The 16,981-nt window shown below is 73.2% G+C and carries 15 protein-coding genes; 5 read left to right on the top strand and 10 right to left on the bottom strand.

Annotated elements, in window-relative coordinates; translation table 11 throughout:
- Positions 1-333: 333 nt before the first annotated feature.
- Positions 334-2,202, bottom strand: a complete 1,869-nt coding sequence (locus FHX71_RS28795; RefSeq protein ID WP_246402989.1) for an HNH endonuclease signature motif containing protein — start codon at positions 2,200-2,202, stop codon at positions 334-336.
- A gap of 165 nt (positions 2,203-2,367) precedes the next feature.
- On the opposite strand from FHX71_RS28795, the gene FHX71_RS09460 reads away from it, so the two are divergent.
- Entirely contained in the window at positions 2,368-2,724 is a 357-nt protein-coding gene (locus FHX71_RS09460) for an iron chaperone (RefSeq protein WP_182615679.1), read from the top strand.
- A gap of 43 nt (positions 2,725-2,767) precedes the next feature.
- On the opposite strand, the gene FHX71_RS09455 is transcribed toward FHX71_RS09460, so the two are convergent.
- Positions 2,768-3,136 carry a YrdB family protein gene (locus tag FHX71_RS09455; RefSeq protein ID WP_182615677.1) on the bottom strand — a complete coding sequence of 123 codons (369 nt, stop codon included), beginning with the start codon at positions 3,134-3,136 and terminating at the stop codon, positions 2,768-2,770.
- A 225-nt stretch (positions 3,137-3,361) separates the two neighbouring features.
- Between FHX71_RS09455 and FHX71_RS09450 the strand changes: the two genes are divergently transcribed.
- The gene (locus tag FHX71_RS09450; RefSeq protein ID WP_246402436.1) at positions 3,362-4,609 is read left to right on the top strand and encodes a sigma-70 family RNA polymerase sigma factor; all 1,248 of its coding nucleotides are present in this window, start codon (positions 3,362-3,364) and stop codon (positions 4,607-4,609) included.
- A 26-nt stretch (positions 4,610-4,635) separates the two neighbouring features.
- Here FHX71_RS09450 and FHX71_RS09445 read toward each other — a convergent pair whose 3' ends face one another.
- The 3 genes from FHX71_RS09445 to FHX71_RS09435 form a co-directional block, all read right to left on the bottom strand.
- Positions 4,636-6,096 carry an MFS transporter gene (locus FHX71_RS09445; protein ID WP_182615675.1) on the bottom strand — a complete coding sequence of 487 codons (1,461 nt, stop codon included), beginning with the start codon at positions 6,094-6,096 and terminating at the stop codon, positions 4,636-4,638.
- A gap of 159 nt (positions 6,097-6,255) precedes the next feature.
- Positions 6,256-7,614 carry an alpha-hydroxy-acid oxidizing protein gene (locus FHX71_RS09440; protein ID WP_182615673.1) on the bottom strand — a complete coding sequence of 453 codons (1,359 nt, stop codon included), beginning with the start codon at positions 7,612-7,614 and terminating at the stop codon, positions 6,256-6,258.
- Positions 7,615-7,665: 51 nt separating this feature from the next.
- On the bottom strand, positions 7,666-8,733 hold the full coding sequence (locus FHX71_RS09435; RefSeq protein WP_182615671.1) for an SDR family NAD(P)-dependent oxidoreductase: 1,068 nt from the start codon (positions 8,731-8,733) through the stop codon (positions 7,666-7,668).
- A gap of 99 nt (positions 8,734-8,832) precedes the next feature.
- Between FHX71_RS09435 and FHX71_RS09430 the strand changes: the two genes are divergently transcribed.
- The 3 genes from FHX71_RS09430 to FHX71_RS09420 all read left to right on the top strand — a co-directional run bounded on the left by FHX71_RS09430 (position 8,833) and on the right by FHX71_RS09420 (position 11,301).
- Positions 8,833-9,372 (top strand): TetR/AcrR family transcriptional regulator, encoded by a 540-nt coding sequence (locus FHX71_RS09430; protein ID WP_182615669.1) that lies wholly within the window; start codon positions 8,833-8,835, stop codon positions 9,370-9,372.
- A 155-nt stretch (positions 9,373-9,527) separates the two neighbouring features.
- Entirely contained in the window at positions 9,528-10,502 is a 975-nt protein-coding gene (locus FHX71_RS09425) for an alpha/beta hydrolase (protein WP_182615666.1), read from the top strand.
- 25 nt (positions 10,503-10,527) lie between these two features.
- The gene (locus FHX71_RS09420; RefSeq protein ID WP_182615664.1) at positions 10,528-11,301 is read left to right on the top strand and encodes a glycerophosphodiester phosphodiesterase family protein; all 774 of its coding nucleotides are present in this window, start codon (positions 10,528-10,530) and stop codon (positions 11,299-11,301) included.
- A gap of 120 nt (positions 11,302-11,421) precedes the next feature.
- On the opposite strand, the gene FHX71_RS29200 is transcribed toward FHX71_RS09420, so the two are convergent.
- The 5 genes from FHX71_RS29200 to aroC form a co-directional block, all read right to left on the bottom strand.
- Positions 11,422-12,165: an excalibur calcium-binding domain-containing protein gene (locus FHX71_RS29200; protein ID WP_246402434.1), complete on the bottom strand. Its 744-nt coding sequence runs from the start codon at positions 12,163-12,165 to the stop codon at positions 11,422-11,424.
- Positions 12,166-12,600: 435 nt separating this feature from the next.
- Positions 12,601-13,635 (bottom strand): hypothetical protein, encoded by a 1,035-nt coding sequence (locus tag FHX71_RS09410; protein WP_182615662.1) that lies wholly within the window; start codon positions 13,633-13,635, stop codon positions 12,601-12,603.
- 224 nt (positions 13,636-13,859) lie between these two features.
- Entirely contained in the window at positions 13,860-15,017 is a 1,158-nt protein-coding gene (gene aroB / locus FHX71_RS09405; RefSeq protein ID WP_182615660.1) for a 3-dehydroquinate synthase, read from the bottom strand.
- Positions 15,014-15,598, bottom strand: coding sequence for a shikimate kinase (locus FHX71_RS09400; protein ID WP_246402988.1), 585 nt, complete (start codon positions 15,596-15,598; stop codon positions 15,014-15,016). The genes aroB and FHX71_RS09400 overlap by 4 nt, the downstream gene beginning before the upstream one ends.
- A gap of 26 nt (positions 15,599-15,624) precedes the next feature.
- Positions 15,625-16,854: a chorismate synthase gene (gene aroC / locus FHX71_RS09395; protein ID WP_182615656.1), complete on the bottom strand. Its 1,230-nt coding sequence runs from the start codon at positions 16,852-16,854 to the stop codon at positions 15,625-15,627.
- Positions 16,855-16,981 lie beyond the last annotated feature (127 nt).

Raw genomic sequence — 16,981 nt, 5'->3', positions numbered from 1 at the left:
ACCCGGACGGTGCGGCCTGCTCGGCGTGGTCGTGCGCCTCGCCCCGCGGTTGAGACCCCTGGGCAGGTTGAGACCCCCGGGGGGTTCGGGCATCCAGCGGCGGGTCACGGACGGGCCGTGACAGCGGGCGCGACAGAGACAGGGGATGCTGGCACCGGTCCTGCGGTCGTGGTCGTGTTGCCACAGTCGGGCGGGCGTGGTGTTCGCCCGCCCGACGCCGGAGGTGTTGGTCATGCGGCCGCCGCATGTGGTGTGCCGGTCGGGTCGTCGGGCTCAGCAGGGTTCGGTCCGAACCCGCGCTCGGCTTGCAACACCCCCGTCCGGCCGTGGCGGTCATGCAGCCACAGCCGGCGGCGTGCCGGCCTGATCGTCGGACCCGCCGCTGTCCGGTGCAGGCTCGATCGCTTCGGGCAGGCGGATACGGTGACCACGCGCGTCGGTGAACGCCCACCCCGTCTCCACCAGCACACCCACCGTGGTGCTGGTCGTGGTGGGCTTGCCGGCCCAGGCCATGGCGATACCCCGGGTATCGACGAGCTGGTGATGGAACCAGCACAACAACGCACTGTTGCTCACAGACGTGGCACCACCCTGGGCCCAGTGCGTGACCGCGTGATGCACCTCGCACCGCGACGGCGGCTGATCACACCCCGGGAACACACAATGCCCGTCCCGTGCGATCACCGCACGACGCATCTGCCCCGAGACCGTCCGCTGCGCCCGACCCACATCCACCACCGCACCATCCGGACCGAACACCACCCGGGTGACCGCACTGTCACACGCCAACCGCCGCAACAACCCCCGCGGCACCCGACCACCCGACTCCGAAAACACCCCACCACCCGATGACAACAACCCCGGACCAGCACCAGCACCAGCACCAGCACCAGCACCAGGCGATCCTGCGGTCTCCGCGGGTCCTGCTGGGACCGCCGGGTCTGCTGCACCCGCGACGCCGCCAGTCAGTCCCGTCCCGGGTCGTCGGCCGCTCCCCCGGCGCGATTGGCCGGGGGCGGTCTGGCCGCAGGTCAGGCAGGAACCGTCGCGGGTGCGGGTGACCTGGGTAACCAGCTCCGACCAGGACACCGTCACATTCAGATGCGGCGGGATCGACGCACCCGGAGAGACCTGGTTGGTGTCCAGGACCAGACGCGCGAGATCCGCCAGGCCCTGCGCCCGACGCTGACCCGGTCCCCTGTCGTCGCCCGCTGCCGGGGCGCCCAGGAGCGAGGTGATCGCCGTCGTGACCAGCAGGCCGTGCTCGTCGGTGAGGAACCCGGCCACGTGGTAACCGCCCAGCGTCTTGGACACGTCCAGGAACTCACCCGCGGCGGCCTTGTCGTCGTCGAGGTCGTCGGTGTCGGGGTCGGTGACCGTCGCGAACCGGCGGGCCACGATCCGGAACTGGTCCGCGTTCAACACCCCCGCCTCGTGTAGCACCAGGCCCTCACCCGTGACCAACGTGCCCTCGCTGACCGCGGTCTGCAGCACCTGCGTGATCCGGTCGCGGGTTCGGGTGCCGTCCGGGTCGTCCTGCGGGTCCGGCAGGTCCACCGCGACCGTGTGCACGAACGCCTCCGGGGTCGTCGGCTCACCGGTGCGGGTATCGATCAACCACGCCAGGGCGTCCTCGCGCGTCTCGCTCGTGGGCGCTACCTCCGTCATCACCCGGGCGTGATCCACCCCCACGGTGCCATTCACCAGGCGCTCCCGCGTGGCGGGCAGTGCGGTCGCCAGGCGGCGGGCTGTGGTCACGTCCTTACGGGCCGTGGACGCCGAGACGCCCTCACGCAGCCGGAGCCAGGACGCGAACGTGCGGGCCATGCCGCCCGACCGCCAGGAACCGTCGTCCTCGATCCGCGGCAGCACCGTCAACCGCACCCCGTCCAGCCGGCCCGCGACCCGACGGATCCGGGCGTGCGCGTCCATTAGACGGCCCACCGACGGGGCCTCCCACCCCCGGAGCACCTCCGGGGTGAGCAGGCCTGCCAGCTCACCAACTGCGGTTTCGATCCGGGCCAGCACACCCTCCAACGAACCCACACCCACGGCACCGCCACCAGCACCGCCACCAGCACCGGCACCGGCACCGGCACCGGCACCGCCGGCAGCGCTAGCGGCGTCAGAAGCACCAGCACCGCCGTTGCCCGCACCAGCCGGGGGCACGCCTCCTGGTCCCGTCCCGTTGTTCGACTCCATCGATGCCACCCCCTGTCCTCGCTGTTCGCCTGACACCATTGTCTCGAACATTTATACGCATCGCGAGGCACATTTGAAATCTGTGGATAACCCTTCGCACCGGGCAAGGAGGCGCCAGCGCTACCTGCCCTCGCGGTCCCCGGCCGACCTGGCGAGGCTGTGCTCATGGACGAGTTCACCGAGTACATCGCCGGCCTGGACGGACCGGCCAAGGACGCCGTCGAACACGTGCGGACCCGCGCGCTGAAGCTCGTGCCCGACGCCGAGGAGGGCATGAGCTACGGCATGGCCGCCCTGCGCTACCGCGGCAGCCCGCTCGTCTCGGCGCGGGCCACGGCCAAGCACATCGGGCTGTACCCGTTCAGCCCGTCCGCGATCGACGCGCTCGCACCGGACCTCGCCGGCTACTCCACGTCGAAGGGCACCGTGCGGTTCACGCCCGAGCGGCCGCTGCCCGACGACGTCCTGGACCGCCTCGTCCTGTTTCGTCGCGACGAGATCGACGCCATGCGGTCACGGTGATCCGCCCGAGGACGACGACCCACCGCGAGACTCACCCGAACGCTCACCGAGGCCCGGTATCAGCCTCCGGCTCGAAGACGCTGCGCGTGCCGCGCGTCAACCACAGCACCAGCCGGTCGACCAGCCACACGGCCGCGAGCGCCGCCCCGGCGACGGGGGCTCCGGCGCGCCAGCACAGGTATCCGACGACGCCGAAGAGGGCCGCCTCCAGCACGAGCTTGACCCAGGGCGGGATCACCACGGGGGCCTTCGGCGAAAGGAACGTCGCCCAGAGTGCGATGACGACGATCGGCGCGAGCACGACGGCGGCGATGCGCCATCCGCCGTCGGCGAGATTCCAGGCGGCGTAGCCCGCGGCCGCGGCGAGGCCGAGCTCGAGGAGGAAACGCACGACGAGAGCAGTTGTTCGCACGAGCGCAAGGGTACTCAGCATGCGTCGTCCGACGGCAGGCACGTCCGACGGCGCACCCCGCACGACAACGCGACCTGTCCGACGACACACCACTACCGACCGCGGCCGAGCTCCACTCCCCCGTCCCTCGTGCCGATGTCTCCGTTGCGGCTGTCACGTCTCGGGCTCCTGTCACGTCTCGGACCCCTGTCCCGTCGAGGGGGTATGACGCGAGACGATGTCCGTATGACGGAGCCGACGGAGTCGATGGAGCCCCTGACCTCGCCGTCGGGCACCGCAAGGAACCCAGGAGACACCGGCACGGCGCAGCGCCCTGGCACCTTCCTGGACGATGCCGCGCTCGGGCGGCTGCGGCCACTGTCGTTCACAGTGGCCTACCGGATGCTCGGCAGCGTCGCCGAGGCGGAGGACGTGGTGCAGGAGGCGCTCACGCGCGTCTCGCAGACGCCCGACGTGCGCAACCCGGACGCGTTCGTCACCACGGTCACGACGCGGATCGCCATCGACGTGCTGCGTTCTGCCCGGGTGCGGCGGGAGTCGTACGTGGGTGAGTGGCTCCCGGAGCCGCTCGTCGGCCCCTTCCCGTCGCTCCCGGTGGCGATGGCCACGCCGTCGCCCGACGTCGCGCGGCACGCCGAGCTCGCCGACGACCTCTCCACGGCGTTCCTGGTGCTGCTGGAGACCCTGACCCCCACCGAGCGGGCCGCGTTCCTGCTGCACGACGTGCTCGGCTTCCCGCACAGCCAGGCCGCCGACGTGATCGGCACGAGCGAGGTCGCGGCGCGGCAGCTCGCCTCGCGTGCCCGACGTCGGATCGCGGCGAGCACGACGGCTCAGGCCCCGGCGTCGAACTCCAGCGAGAACTCGACCCCGGCACACCCCCGCGCACAGGCACAGCCCCCAGCACAGGCCCAGCCACCGGCGCAGACGCACGCCGACACCCCCGCCCCGGCACGGAGCACCCGGCCACGCAGCGCGGCCGACCGGGCGCGCGCCGAGCAGCTCGTGTCCCGCTTCCTGGCCGCGTGCGAGGACGGCGCGGTCGACTCGTTCCTGGAGCTGCTGACCGAGGACGTCGTGCTCACGGGCGACGGCGGCGGGAACGTGCCGCAGGGCATGTCGATCGTCCGGCCGGTCGCCGGGCGGGTGACGGTCGCCCGCATGCTGGCCACGTTCATCAGCCGGGGCGCGCCGCTCCACTTCGAGCGGGCGCTCGTGGGCGGCGAGCCGGGACTGCTCATCGTGGCCGACGACGCCGTCGGCGGCGGCCTGATCGGCACCTGGTCGTTCGAGGTGTCGGACGGACTGCTGTCGGGCATCCGCGGTGTGATCAACCCCCGCAAGCTCGGGCACCTGGGGCCGCTCGCGGACCTCGACCGGTTGCAGGCAGCCCTGCGGCGCGAGCTGGAGGAGCGCACGGCGGCCCGGCGCGCCGCAGCGCACCGGGCCGATGACCAGCCGTCAGACAGCTAGCCGACCACGAGCCAGCCGCCCGAGCGTCAGACCGCAGAACGGTCGCCCGTCGGTTCCGCCGTCGGCCCGGCCGTCGTGCCGGCGTCGGCCAGGGGCGCCTCCCGCACGAACCACATCAGCACGAGGCCGAAGAGCACGACGGCGACGATCCCGAGCGTGCCCCAGATGGTCGCGCCCGTCGCGGCGATGGTGACGGTCCACAGGAGGCTCGACATCCAGGACGAGGCGCGCCCGGTGGTGGCGTAGAGGCCGAAGATCTCGGACTCCTTGCCCGCCGGCGTCACGCGGGCGAGGTAGGACCTGGACGCCGCCTGGGCCGGGCCCACGCACGCGGAGAGCGTCAGCCCGCCCACCCAGTAGACGATGGGCCCCAGGTCGCGCAGGAACACGACACCCAGCCCCGCGACGACGATGATGCTGAGCGTGCTGAGGATGACGGAGCGCGGGCCGAAGCGGTCGTCGGCGATGCCCACGAGGACGGTGCTGATGCCGGCCACGAGGTTGGCGGCGATCCCGAAGATGATCACCTCTTCGGAGGAGAACCCGAAGCTGACGCTGCCGATGATCGCGCCGAACGCGAAGACGCCGCTCAGCCCGTCGCGGAACACGGCGCTGGCCAGCAGGAACCAGAAGGTGCGGCGCGAGGTGTGCCACAGGCCCTTGATGTCGCGGTACAGCACCACGTAGCTGGCGAAGAAGCCGACCGTGGCGCGGCCCTTGGTGGGGGGCAGCTCCGGCACGAAGGCCAGGATGGGCCAGGCGAACGCGATCGCCCAGATCGCGCAGCCGACGGCGATCACACGGTAGGCGAGGCCGTTGTCGGTGGGCATGCCCCACCAGTCCGCACCGTTGGCGATGACCACGAACAGCAACGCCAGGATGCCGCCGACGTAACCGAGGCCCCAGCCGAGCCCGGACACCTTGCCGACCGTCTTCGGCGTGGCGACGGACACCATCATGGCGTTGTAGTTCACGCCGGCGATCTCGTTGAGCACGCTGCCGAGGCCGATCAGCGCGGCGCCGAGCACGAAGTACGCCGGGTCGGCCTCGACGAACCAGAGCGCGAGCATGCACAGCACCATGCCGACCGTGCCGCCGGCGAGCCACGCCTTGCGCCGGCCGCTGGCGTCGGCGCGCTGCCCGAGCACGGGGGCGAGCACGAGGATGAGCAGACCCGCGAGGGTGTTCCACAGACCCACCCCGCTGCTCAGCTCGGCAAGGCCGTGCTGGTAGGCGGGGTCGTCCTCGCTCAGGGCCGCGATGGCCGGGTCCAGGAACGCGTCCGTCGTCAGGTACAGCGCGGTGAAGACGAACGTGAGGATCACCGTGTTGAACGGCTGGGTGCCCCAGTCCCACAGCGCCCAGGAGATCACCTGGCGGCGCGGGACCCGCACCCCCTCCTGCAGCTCGAGGCCCATCTTCGGGGGCGTCGGTGTCTCACGGGCAGCGGGCGCCTGCGAGTCGGGTCCGGGAACGGCGTCGGTCATGGCCGCAGTCTGCCCGGGTCGCATGAATCGTGGGTGCTGGAGCGGTCACGATCTCATACCGACACACGTGTCAGACGTACAGGTCACGGGGGTGACCTGTACGTCTGACACGTGAGGGGCGGATGGCCGGTGCCCGACGGGCACAGTCAGAGTGCTCGGTCAGAGGGCTAGGTTGTGGCGGCCGATCTGGTCCGTCGCGAAGACACCCGCGAGCGCCATGGTGAGGTCGAGCTCGGCCAGGACGTGCTCGGCGACGGCGCGCACGCCGTCGGCGCCCGCGAGGGCGAGGCCGTAGACCCAGGGGCGGCCCAGGAGCACGGCGTCGGCGCCGAGGGCGAGCGCGGTGAAGACGTCGGCGCCGCTGCGGATACCGGAGTCGAACAGGACGGGGACCGTGCGCCCCGAGCCCCCACCGGACTGCGCCCGGACGGCGTCGACCACGGGGGCGAGGGCGTCGATCGAGGCGACGGCGTTGTCGATCTGCCGTCCCCCGTGGTTGGACACGATGATGCCGTCGGCGCCGTGGTCGAGGGCGGCGCGGGCGTCGTCGGGGTGCTGGATGCCCTTGACCAGGATCGGGAGGCTGGTGCGTTCGCGCAGCCAGGCGAGGTCGGTCCAGGTCAGCGTCGAGCGGGAGAAGACCCCCAGGAACGTCTCGACGGCGGCGCGGGCGTGGGGCTGGGCCAGGTTGCGCAGGGTGGGGCCGGGATGGTGGCGCGCCATCGAGAGCAGGGAGCGGACGGCGGCGGGCGTGGGCCGGTTCGACGTCGCCGCCTCCCCTTCCGTTCCCGACGACGCAGCCTCCTGGACCCGGGCCTCGACGAGCTCACGGAACCGGGGGTCGCTGAGGTACTGGGCGATGCCCTCGGCGCGGGCGAACGGCAGGTAGCCGAGGTCGAGGTCGGCGGTGCGCCAGCCGAGCACGTGCGTGTCGAGCGTGACGACGATCGCCTCGCAGCCGCTGGCCTCGGCGCGGGAGACGAAGGACTCGACGAGGGCGTCGTCGGACGACCAGTAGAGCTGGAACCAGCGAGGGCTGTCCCCGAGCTGGGCGGCGGTCTGCTCCATGGGCGTGGACGCCTGGGAGGAGATGACGACGGGCAGCCCGAGGTCGCGGGCGGCGCGGGCAAGCGCGGGCTCGGCGTTGCGCGGGGCGGCGGCGCGTCCGCCGCGCTGGTGCTGCACGGCCAGCTCCAGCGCGCCGACCGGGCCGAACAGCACCGGGGCGGGCAGCTCGCGGCCCAACAGCGTGGTCGCCAGGGAGCGTTCGCCGACGTCGACCATCTGGCGCGGCACCGTGCGGTACCGGCTGAACGCCTCCCGGTTGGCGGCCACGGTGCGCTGCGCGCCGGCGCCGCCGGACACGTAGGACCAGCCGGTGCGGGTCATGCGTCGTCGGGCGGCGTCGGCGAGCGCGTCGGGGCTGGTGGGCACCACCGGGCGGTGGCCGTAGACGCCGTCGCGGTAGATCGCGGACTGCACCGTCCGGCCGATGTTGATCCCACCATTTGTCGGCATGTCGGACATCCTGCCACGGCGCCGTCCGGCTGCAACGGCGTCGTCGACGGGCTACTCCTGGACCGGGACCGCCGCCGACACCTTCGCCGTGCCCGACGGCGTCGGGATCGTAGGCGTCGGGATCGTAGCCGCCGGGATCGTGAGCGCAGTCCCCGCGAGCTCCTCGACCTGGGCCCACACGCGCGCCGCGAGGTCGCCGTCGGGGTTCGCGGTCCGGGCGGTCGGCTCGACACGCACCGGTGCGCCGCGCAGGCGCCCGGCCGGGGCGTAGTACTGGCCGTTGCGCGCCTCCGGGTCGGTCAGGGCGCGCACGGCCGACCACGCGGCGCCGTCCTTGCCTTGGGCCCACGGCGTGTACGGGTTGGGCCGGTAGGTGGTGCTTCTGTCGCGGATGCCCGCGCGGTGCGGCGTCCGGGCGTCGACGCCGACGCCGGGCCGGGTGACCAGGGAGGCGACCGGGACGTCGGCGGCCTCCAGGCGGCGCGCGACCTCGAAGGCGAGCACCTCGGTCACCGTCTTGGCCTTGACGTAGGCGGCGATGGCCGTGGCGGGGGTGCGCCGGACGTCGTCGACGGACATCGGGAACTGCTCGACGAAGCCCGTGGAGGTGTGCACCACGCGCGCCGTCCCGTGCCGACGCCCGCTGTCCGCGAGCGCCGGGAGCGTGCCCGCCAGGAGGGCGGCGTTGGCCGCCACGTGGGTGCCGAGCAGCAGGGGCAGCCCGTCGGACGTCGTCGCGCGGCGCTTCATGGACATGGAGGCGCCGTTGAGCAGCAGCCCGTCGAGGCGGGGCAGCGCGGAGATCCGCTCGGCGGCGTCGGCCACGGAAGCGAGGGAGGCGAGGTCGACGACGACGGTGTCGAGGCGCGCGCCCGGCACCTCCCGCTCGATGGAGGCGACGGCCGTGGCGAGCTTGGCCGCCGAGCGTGACGCGAGCACGACGTGCGCCCCGGCGGCGGCGAGCTGCTCGGCGGCGAAGTAGCCGATGCCGGCGGTGGCGCCGGTCACGACGTGGGTGCGACCGGTCTGGTCGGGCAGACGGGCGGGGTCCCAGCCCGGGTGGTCTGTCGGAGTAGCAGCCGGGTGCTGGTTCTGGCCTGCGGTTCGGTGGGTGCTCATGGCGGTCCTCGGTTCTGTCGACACTATCCGGATGATCTATCCGTTTGAGCGTAGCACCCGAAACGGATCTTCCATCCGGTTCTGCGGTAGGCTCACCCCATGCCCGCCCTCCGGTCCGACGCCGCCCGCAGCCGCGCACGCATCCTCGACGTGGCCCGACGCCACGACCCCGGCGCCCTGCGGTTCAACGACCTCGCCCGGGAGGCCGGCGTGGGGGTCGGCACCGTCTACCGCCACTTCCCCACCACCCACGCGCTCGTCGAGGCCCTGACCCTCGACACGCTCGAGCGGCTGCGCGTCCTGGTCCGTGAGGCCGTCGCCGAGCCGGAGCCGGCCACGGCGATCGCGAACCTCCTGCGCGCCGCCCTCGACCTCCAGCTCGAGGAGGGCGGCCTGCAGCCCGTGCTCCTGTCCGCCGAGGACGAGTCCGACGAGGTGCACACGGCCAAGCAGGAGATCCTCACGGGGTTCGACCAGATCCTGGTCGCCGCGCGCGCCGCCGGCGTCATCCGGCCGGACCTGACCACCGCGCAGGTGGAGCACCTGGTGTGCGGGATGGAGCACGCGGTGCGGCTGGGGGCGTCGTCCGACCGCGAGCCGTACCTGGAGATCCTGCTGGCGGGGCTGCGACCCGTCTGACGGCGCCGCACGCCGCGCCCAGTTCTGTGAGCCCAGTCCCGCGAGCCCTGGATCACGCGAGCTCAGGGCCACGCGAACTGCGACCGTTCACCTCCACGGCATACGATCCCCAGGTGCCTGGTTCTTTCGAAGACAGCTCTCTGGACGACGGTTCGATGAAAGACAGCTCCCCGGACGACGCGCTCGGCTGGCGCACCGACCACCTGCTCGGCGAGCCGTTCCAGGAGGCGCGGCTCGGGCCCGCCACACTGGTGCGCTACCCGTACCCGGCCGACCGCGAGCCGCCGCGGGCCGCCGTGATCCACGTGCACGGGTACAACGACTACTTCTTCCAGGAGCACCTGGCCCGTACCTTCACCGCGGCGGGATACGCCTTCTACGCCGTCGACCTCCGGGCCGCCGGGCGGTCGCTCCAGCCCGACCAGATCCCGCACTTCGTGCTCGACCTGCGCGAGCAGGCGACCGACATCGCGGCCGCCGCCCGCGCGGTGCGCCGCCTGGAGCCCGGGCTGCCCCTCGTGGTGCACGCCCACTCCACAGGCGGGCTCACCGCCTCGCTGTGGGCGCACGCGCACCGCAACGCGGCGGGGGCCGACGCCGGGCCCGACGTCCTGGTGCTGAACTCGCCGTTCCTGGACCTGCGGGCGCCGCACTGGCAGCGCACCGTCGGCACGCGCGTGCTGGACACGGTCGGGCGCCTCGCGTCGACGGCGATCATCAGCGACGGCCCGTCGCGCTACGCCGAGCACCTGCTGGCCGCCAACGGCGGGCGGTGGGAGTTCGACACCACGCTCAAGCGTCCCGAGGGCGTGCCCGGCCGGGTCGGGTGGTTCGTCGCCGTCCGCCGCGGGCAGGCGCGCGTCGCCGCAGGTCTGGAGATCGCGTGCCCCGTGCTGCTGGCCCGGTCCGACTCCTCGGGCCCGGACACGCTGGAGAACCCGATGCTCGACGCGCAGGACACGGTGCTCGACGTCCGGCAGATGGCGGCGCTCGCCCCCGGCCTGGGGCAGGACGTCACGGAGCTCGTCGTGCCGGGCGGCGTGCACGACCTGTCGCTGTCGGCGGGGGGGCCGCGCGAGGCGTACCTCGACGGCATGTTGAAATGGACCCAGAGCAGCATCGACACGTGAGGTTCGACTTGATGAGGGACAGCCAGTGACCTATTTCGAGGGGCCCTTCCAGGCCCTCGCCCACCGCGGTTTCGCGCACGCCTCGGCCGGTACGGAGGGGCTGGAGAACTCGCTGGCGGCGTTCGGCGCCGCCGTCGACCTCGGCTACCGCTACGTGGAGACGGACGCGCACGGGACCGTCGACGGCGTCGCCGTCGCGCTGCACGACGAGTCGCTCGACCGCACCACGGACGGGACCGGCCTGGTCGCGGAGCTGCCGTGGTCCGAGGTGAGCGAGGCGCGGATCGGCGGCGTCGAGCCGGTGCCGCTGCTGGAGGACCTGCTGGCCGGGTGGCCCGACCTGCGCGTGAACATCGACGTCAAGCACGGCTCCAGCGTCGGGCCGGTCGCCCGCGCGATCGAGCGGACGTCGTCGTGGGACCGCGTGTGCGTCACCTCCTTCGAGGTGGCCCGACGGCGCGCCACCCTGACCAAGCTGTCCCGCCCGGTGGCGACGTCGGCGGGGCGCAAGGAGATCGCGCGGTTCCTGACCGGGGTGCGCATCCACGTGCCGGCGCTGGCCCGGCGCGCGCTGCGCGACGTCGACGCGCTGCAGGTGCCGGTCCGCGAGAACTCGATCACCGTCGTGGACCCGGCCACCGTCGAGGCGGCCCACGCGCTCGGCAAGAAGGTGCACGTCTGGACGATCGACGACCCGGACGAGATGCGGCAGCTCATCGACGTCGGCGTCGACGGGCTGATCACGGACCGCGCCGACCTGCTCAAGGACGTGCTGATCGAGCGGGGGCTCTGGGAGTAGGGCTGGTCGGCAGCGGAGATGTCAGTTCGGCAGTCGGCATCGAGATCGGTCCAGCGGTGGACCGATCTCGATGCCGACTGCCGATCTCGCTGCGTACTGCCGGCCTGGGCGGGCCTCGTGTTACTCGCAGCCGACGCCGTCGCCGTCGCGGTCCAGGTGCGAGGCGTAGCCCGGATCACCGCGGTACACGGGTGCGGCGCCCGCGGCCCGTGCCGCGTCGCAGTTCTCGTAGTACGCCGCACCGCCGTCCGACCCGGCATCTGAGCCGCCGTCCGACCCGCCGCCCGAGGCACCGCCGCCCACGACCTCCGCTGCCTCCGCCTGCTCGACCGCGGCCTCGCGTTCGGCCACATCCGACTCGCGCGAGTCCACCTTGGCGGCTGCGGTCTCGACCTTGTCCTCGCGCGTCCGGAGCTTCTTCTCCTGCTTCGCGACGGCGTCGGTGCGCTTCTTCAGGCCCTGCTGGTCGTCGGCCAGCGCGGCTTCGTCGCTCTTCAGCGTCGCCTGGGCCTCGGCGAGTGCCTCCTGCTCGCTCGCGAGCTCGGCACGCGCGTCGTCCGCGGCTGCCACCGCCGCAGCGGCGGAGGCCGACGCCGACGCCTCTGCCTCGGCGACCGCGGGGTCGGACTGTCCCCCACCGATGCCCAGGCCGACGAAGAAGGTCAGGACTGCCGCCCCGGCCCAGCCGACCACCCGCCAGCGCCCGCTCCTTCTGGACGAGGCCGCTTCCTCGTCCGGGACGTCGACCCACAGCCGCCAGCCGGGCGGCGGCGACCACTCGGGGTCGGGCTGCCACTCGGGATCGGGTTTCCAGCCCGCGGGCGGGACCGGCCAGCCGGGCGGGAGGTTGTAGACCCTGCGCATGTCGGGGCACCTTTCGGTCGGCACGCGGCCACTCCGCGCGCGCTGCCTGCCCCCGCTCGTCGACCGTAGGCCGACAGACTCCCGCATTGCACAGAAACTAGGACAAGATCACCCAGGTTTCGGCGGCTCGGCCGCTGCCGACCGGTTCGCTCGGCCGCCGGCAGCCAGTTCGCCCGGCCCCTGGGAGCCAGTTCGGCAGTCTGTATCGAGATCGGCCCAGCGCTGTGCCGATCTCGATACAGACTGCCGATCTCGATGCAGAGTGCCGACCCCGCTGCCACGCCTGCCGGTCAGGCCGGTCATGGTGCCGTCGGTCTCACGGTGAGGTCAGTGGCCCCGCGGGGTCAGTGGCCCCGCGGGGTCAGTGGCCCCGCGGGGTCGGTGCCACGGCAGGGTCGGCATCCCCGCGCCGTCGGTGCCACGGCAGGGCCTGTGTCAGGAGCCGCCGCCCGAGTCGCCGCCACCGCCGCCGGAGTCTCCGCCGCCCCAGCCGCCCGAGTCGCCACCGCCGCTGAACCAGCCGCCACCACCGCCGTCGCTCCCGCCGGCGCCGCCCCCTCCGCTGCCGCCGTCCGAACCGGACCAGGTCGGGTCGCCGCCCCAGGAGCTGCCGCCGGTCCAGCCGTCGCCGCCGGCCCACACCGCGCTCGACGCCGCAGCGCCGGACGCCGCCGCAGTGGACGCCCCCGCACTCGACGACCCGGCGCTCGAGGAACCAGAGCTCGACGATCCAGTGTCCGACGACCCGGTGTTCGACGACCCGGTGTTCGACGACCCGCCGTTCTCCGTCGGGGACGGCGACGGGTCCGGGTCGCCGGGCCGGTCGTCACCGCGCCCGTGGTCGTCGTCGAGGCCGGGGACCACGGCCGCCGGGACCATGAGGCCGCCGTCGTCGGCGCCGACCGGCGTCGCGTCGGTGGAGCGCCGCGCGCGGGACCGCGGCTGGGCGACGGCCGCCCCGAGGCTGCTGGAGAACGCCCACAGCGTGCGGCCGTCGGCCAGGGTCAGCCGCGCCGGGCCCTCGGCGTCGTCCCCGGCGAAGAACTCGACCGTCACCCACCCGGGGCCCGGGATCTTCGCCTTCGCGCCCGGCGCGAACAACAGGTGCAGGTACTGGCGCTTGCCGCGGTGCTCGACCACGACCGTCCGCATCGGCCGTCCTGACACCGTCCGCTCCGCAGCCACCGCCTCACCGCGCAGCGTCAGGGACACCGCCCCGCGCGCGGCCCGGGACCAGGCGGCACGGTTGCGCGCCCAGCGCCGGGCACCCCGGACGAAGATCAGCAGCACGATCACGGCCGCGACCCAGGCGACGACGACGTACGCCGTCGGCGCGCCGGAACCGTCGTCGGACGCGAACGAGCCGGCGAAGAAGACCAGGAAGCCGAGGAACAGCAGCGGGAAGACCATCCCGAACGTGCCGCGTGCCCCGGCCTTGCGTGCGGCCCGGAAGCCAGGATCGGAGTTCATGCTCCGAGGCTAATGTCCGTTTCGCTCCCGCGCCCCGAATCTGGCTCTCCTTCGAGACCTAAGTTTCTTCGCTCTGGGGCGCCCCAAAGCGAAAAAGCTTAGGTCTCGAAGGAGATTGCGACCACGGGAGGCGACCGACCGGCTCAGCCGACCGGGCCAGCCCTCCGGGGTCAGCCGGCCGGGTTCAGCAAGCTGGGTTCAGCAAGCTGCAGCAGCAGCCGGGGTCAGCCCAGGGTCAGGGTGACCGGGGTGCCCGGGCCCTTGGTCGGCGGCTCCTTGGACACCTCGGCGTACGCCGCGGCCAGCAGCGTCGGGTCGGGGCCCTCCAGGCGGACGGGCCTGGCGACGTCGTCCAGCACGACGAACCGCAGCAGGTCGCCGCGCGCCTTCTTGTCGCGGCGCATCGCGGCCAGGAGCTGGTCCCAGCGGTCGCCCCGGTAGTGCACGGGCAGGCCCAGGGAGTCGAGGATCGAGCGGTGCCGGTCGGCGACGTCGTCGGGCAGCTTGCCGGCCATGCGCGCGAGCTCCGCCGCGAAGATCATGCCGACGCTGACGGCGGCGCCGTGGCGCCACTGGTAGCGCTCGACCAGCTCGATCGCGTGCCCGAGGGTGTGCCCGTAGTTGAGGATCTCGCGCAGGCCCGCCTCCTTGAGGTCTTCGCCGACGACGTCGGCCTTGACCCGGACCGACCGCTCGACGAGCTCGGCCACCACGGCCCAGGTCTCGTCCGTGGCCTGCGCGCCCGCCCAGTTCCGCAGCTCGTCGACGTGCGCCTCGACCAGGTCGAGGATCACCGGGTCGGCGATGAAGCCCGTCTTGACCACCTCGGCCAGGCCCGCCACGAGATCCCACTTGTCCAGCGAGCCCAGTGCGGCCAGGTCGCACAGCACACCCGCCGGCGGGTGGAACGCGCCCACCAGGTTCTTGCCCTCGGAGGTGTTGATGCCGGTCTTGCCGCCCACGGCGGCGTCGACCATCGCGAGCAGCGTGGTCGGCACGTGCACCACGCGGATGCCGCGCAGCCAGGTCGCGGCGACGAAGCCCGCGAGGTCCGTGGTGGCTCCCCCGCCGACGCCGACGATCGCGTCCGACCGCGTGAAGTCGAGCTGGCCCAGCAGCCCCCAGAGGAAGGCGGCCACCTGCGGCGTCTTGGCCGACTCGGCGTCCGGCACCTCGGCCACGAAGGCCTCGTAGCCCGACGCCTTGAGGTCCTCGGCGATCGTGTCCGCCGTCGCCGACAGCGCGGCCGGGTGGATCACCATGACCTTGGCGGCCTTGCCCACCAGCCCCGGCAGCTCGGCCAGGAGGTGCCGGCCGATGACGACGTCGTAGGGGGCCTCTCCCCGGACCGTGATCCGGGTGGGGGCGCTGTCCGTGCTCACGTGACGTTCTCCTCCGCGTTGTTCTCCGCCGCGCCGTGTTCCTCGGCGCGCTTCGGGTCCACGAGCTCGGGGACCCGCAGCTCCAGCCCGAGGGCCTCGATGATCTCGGCCGCGACCTGCTCGCCGGGCCGCTCGCTCGACACGACCGTCAGGGTCGCCAGGCGCTCGTAGGTGGGGCGGCGCTCGGTCATCAGCTTCTGCCACTGCGCGCGCGGGTTGCCCAGCAGCAGGGGCCGTGCCTGGTTCATGCCGACCCGCTGAGCGGCGATCGCCAGGGGCACGTCGAGGAAGACGACGTGCCCGCCGTCGGCCACGTAGCGCGTCAGGGCCGCCTGGGTCGCGAGGCTCATGACGGCGCCGCCGCCCAGCGACAGCACGCCGTCGTGCTCGGTGAGCGCGGCGAGCACCGCGGCGGACTCCAGCTCGCGGAAGTGCGGCTCGCCGTCGTCCACGAAGATCTCGCTGACGGGCTTGCCGGCCCGTTCCTCGATGTCCGCGTCGGTGTCCCGAACGGTCACACCGAGGCCGGCGGCGAGCGTGCGGCCCACCTTCGACTTGCCGGAGCCGGGCGGCCCGATCATGACGGCGACCGGGCGGGTCGTGGCCGTCACTGCAGCAGCTCCGGGATGGCCGCGACGTAGGACTCCAGGTTGCGCCGCACCTCTGCCACGGAGTCGCCGCCGAACTTCTCGACGGCGGCCTCGGCCAGCGTGAGCGCGACCATCGCCTCGGCGACGACGGCGGCGGGCGGGACCGCGCACACGTCCGAGCGCTGGTGGTGCGCGGTGACGGGCTCACCGGTGGCGGTGTCGACGGTCGGCAGCGCGCGGGGCACGGTCGAGATGGGCTTCATCGCGGCGCGCACGCGCACGGTCTCGCCGTTCGACATGCCGCCCTCGATGCCGCCGGCGCGGTTGGTGGTGCGCTCGATGCCGGGGCGGCCGTCGGGTGCGGTGCCGCGGACGATCTCGTCGTGCGCGGCGCTGCCGCGGCGGCGGGCGGTGCGGAAGCCGTCGCCGACCTCGACGCCCTTGATCGCCTGGATGCCCATGAGGGCCGCGGCCAGGCGCGCGTCGAGACGGCGGTCGCCCTGCACGTAGGTGCCCAGGCCGGACGGCACGCCGTACGCAAGCACCTCGACGACGCCGCCGAGCGTGTCGCCGTCCTTCTTGGCGAGGTCGATCTCCTCGACCATGAGCTTGGAGGACGCCGCGTCGAAGCAGCGCACGGGGTCGGCGTCGAGCGCGGCGACGTCGGCGGGGGTCGGCAGCGCGGCGTCGTCGGGGGCCTCGGCCTCGCCGATGGCGACGACGTGCGACACGAGGCGGATGCCGAGCGCCTGCTCGAGGAACTTCGCGGCGGCCACGCCGAGCGCCACGCGGGCCGCGGTCTCGCGGGCCGACGCGCGCTCCAGCACAGGCCGCGCGTCCTCGAAGCCGTACTTGCGCATGCCGATCAGGTCGGCGTGGCCCGGACGCGGCCGCGTCAGCGGCCGGTTGCGGGCCACCTCGCGCTCGTCGCCGGTGCCGGCGTCGACCAGCAGCGCCTCGGCGTCCACCGGGTCGGCCGACATCACGTCGGTCCACTTGGGCCACTCCGTGTTGGCGATCTCGATCGCGAGCGGCCCGCCCTGCGAGATCCCGTGGCGCAGCCCGCCGAGCACGCGCACCTGGTCCTGCTCGAACTTCATCCGGGCGCCGCGGCCGTAGCCGAGGCGGCGGCGCGCGAGCGCGCCCTGGATGTCCGACGTCGTCAGCTCCACCCCCGCGGGCAGACCCTCCATCACGCCCACGAGAGCAGGACCGTGCGACTCACCCGATGTCAACCAACGCAGCATGCCTGGATTGTTTCACGCGCGTGACGAGGTCGGCGCACCGGTCCGGTGGGCGACACACCGACGGCACGTGCGGCCCGACGTCGGCGTGTCGCCGCGGGGAGAACCTCCGCGCGCGGGGTGTGTTGCG

The sequence above is a fragment of the Promicromonospora sukumoe genome (assembly GCF_014137995.1).
Taxonomy (GTDB): domain Bacteria; phylum Actinomycetota; class Actinomycetes; order Actinomycetales; family Cellulomonadaceae; genus Promicromonospora; species Promicromonospora sukumoe.
The sequence above is the reverse complement of the archived record's forward strand: the minus strand, read 5'-3'. Positions and strand labels throughout refer to the sequence as shown.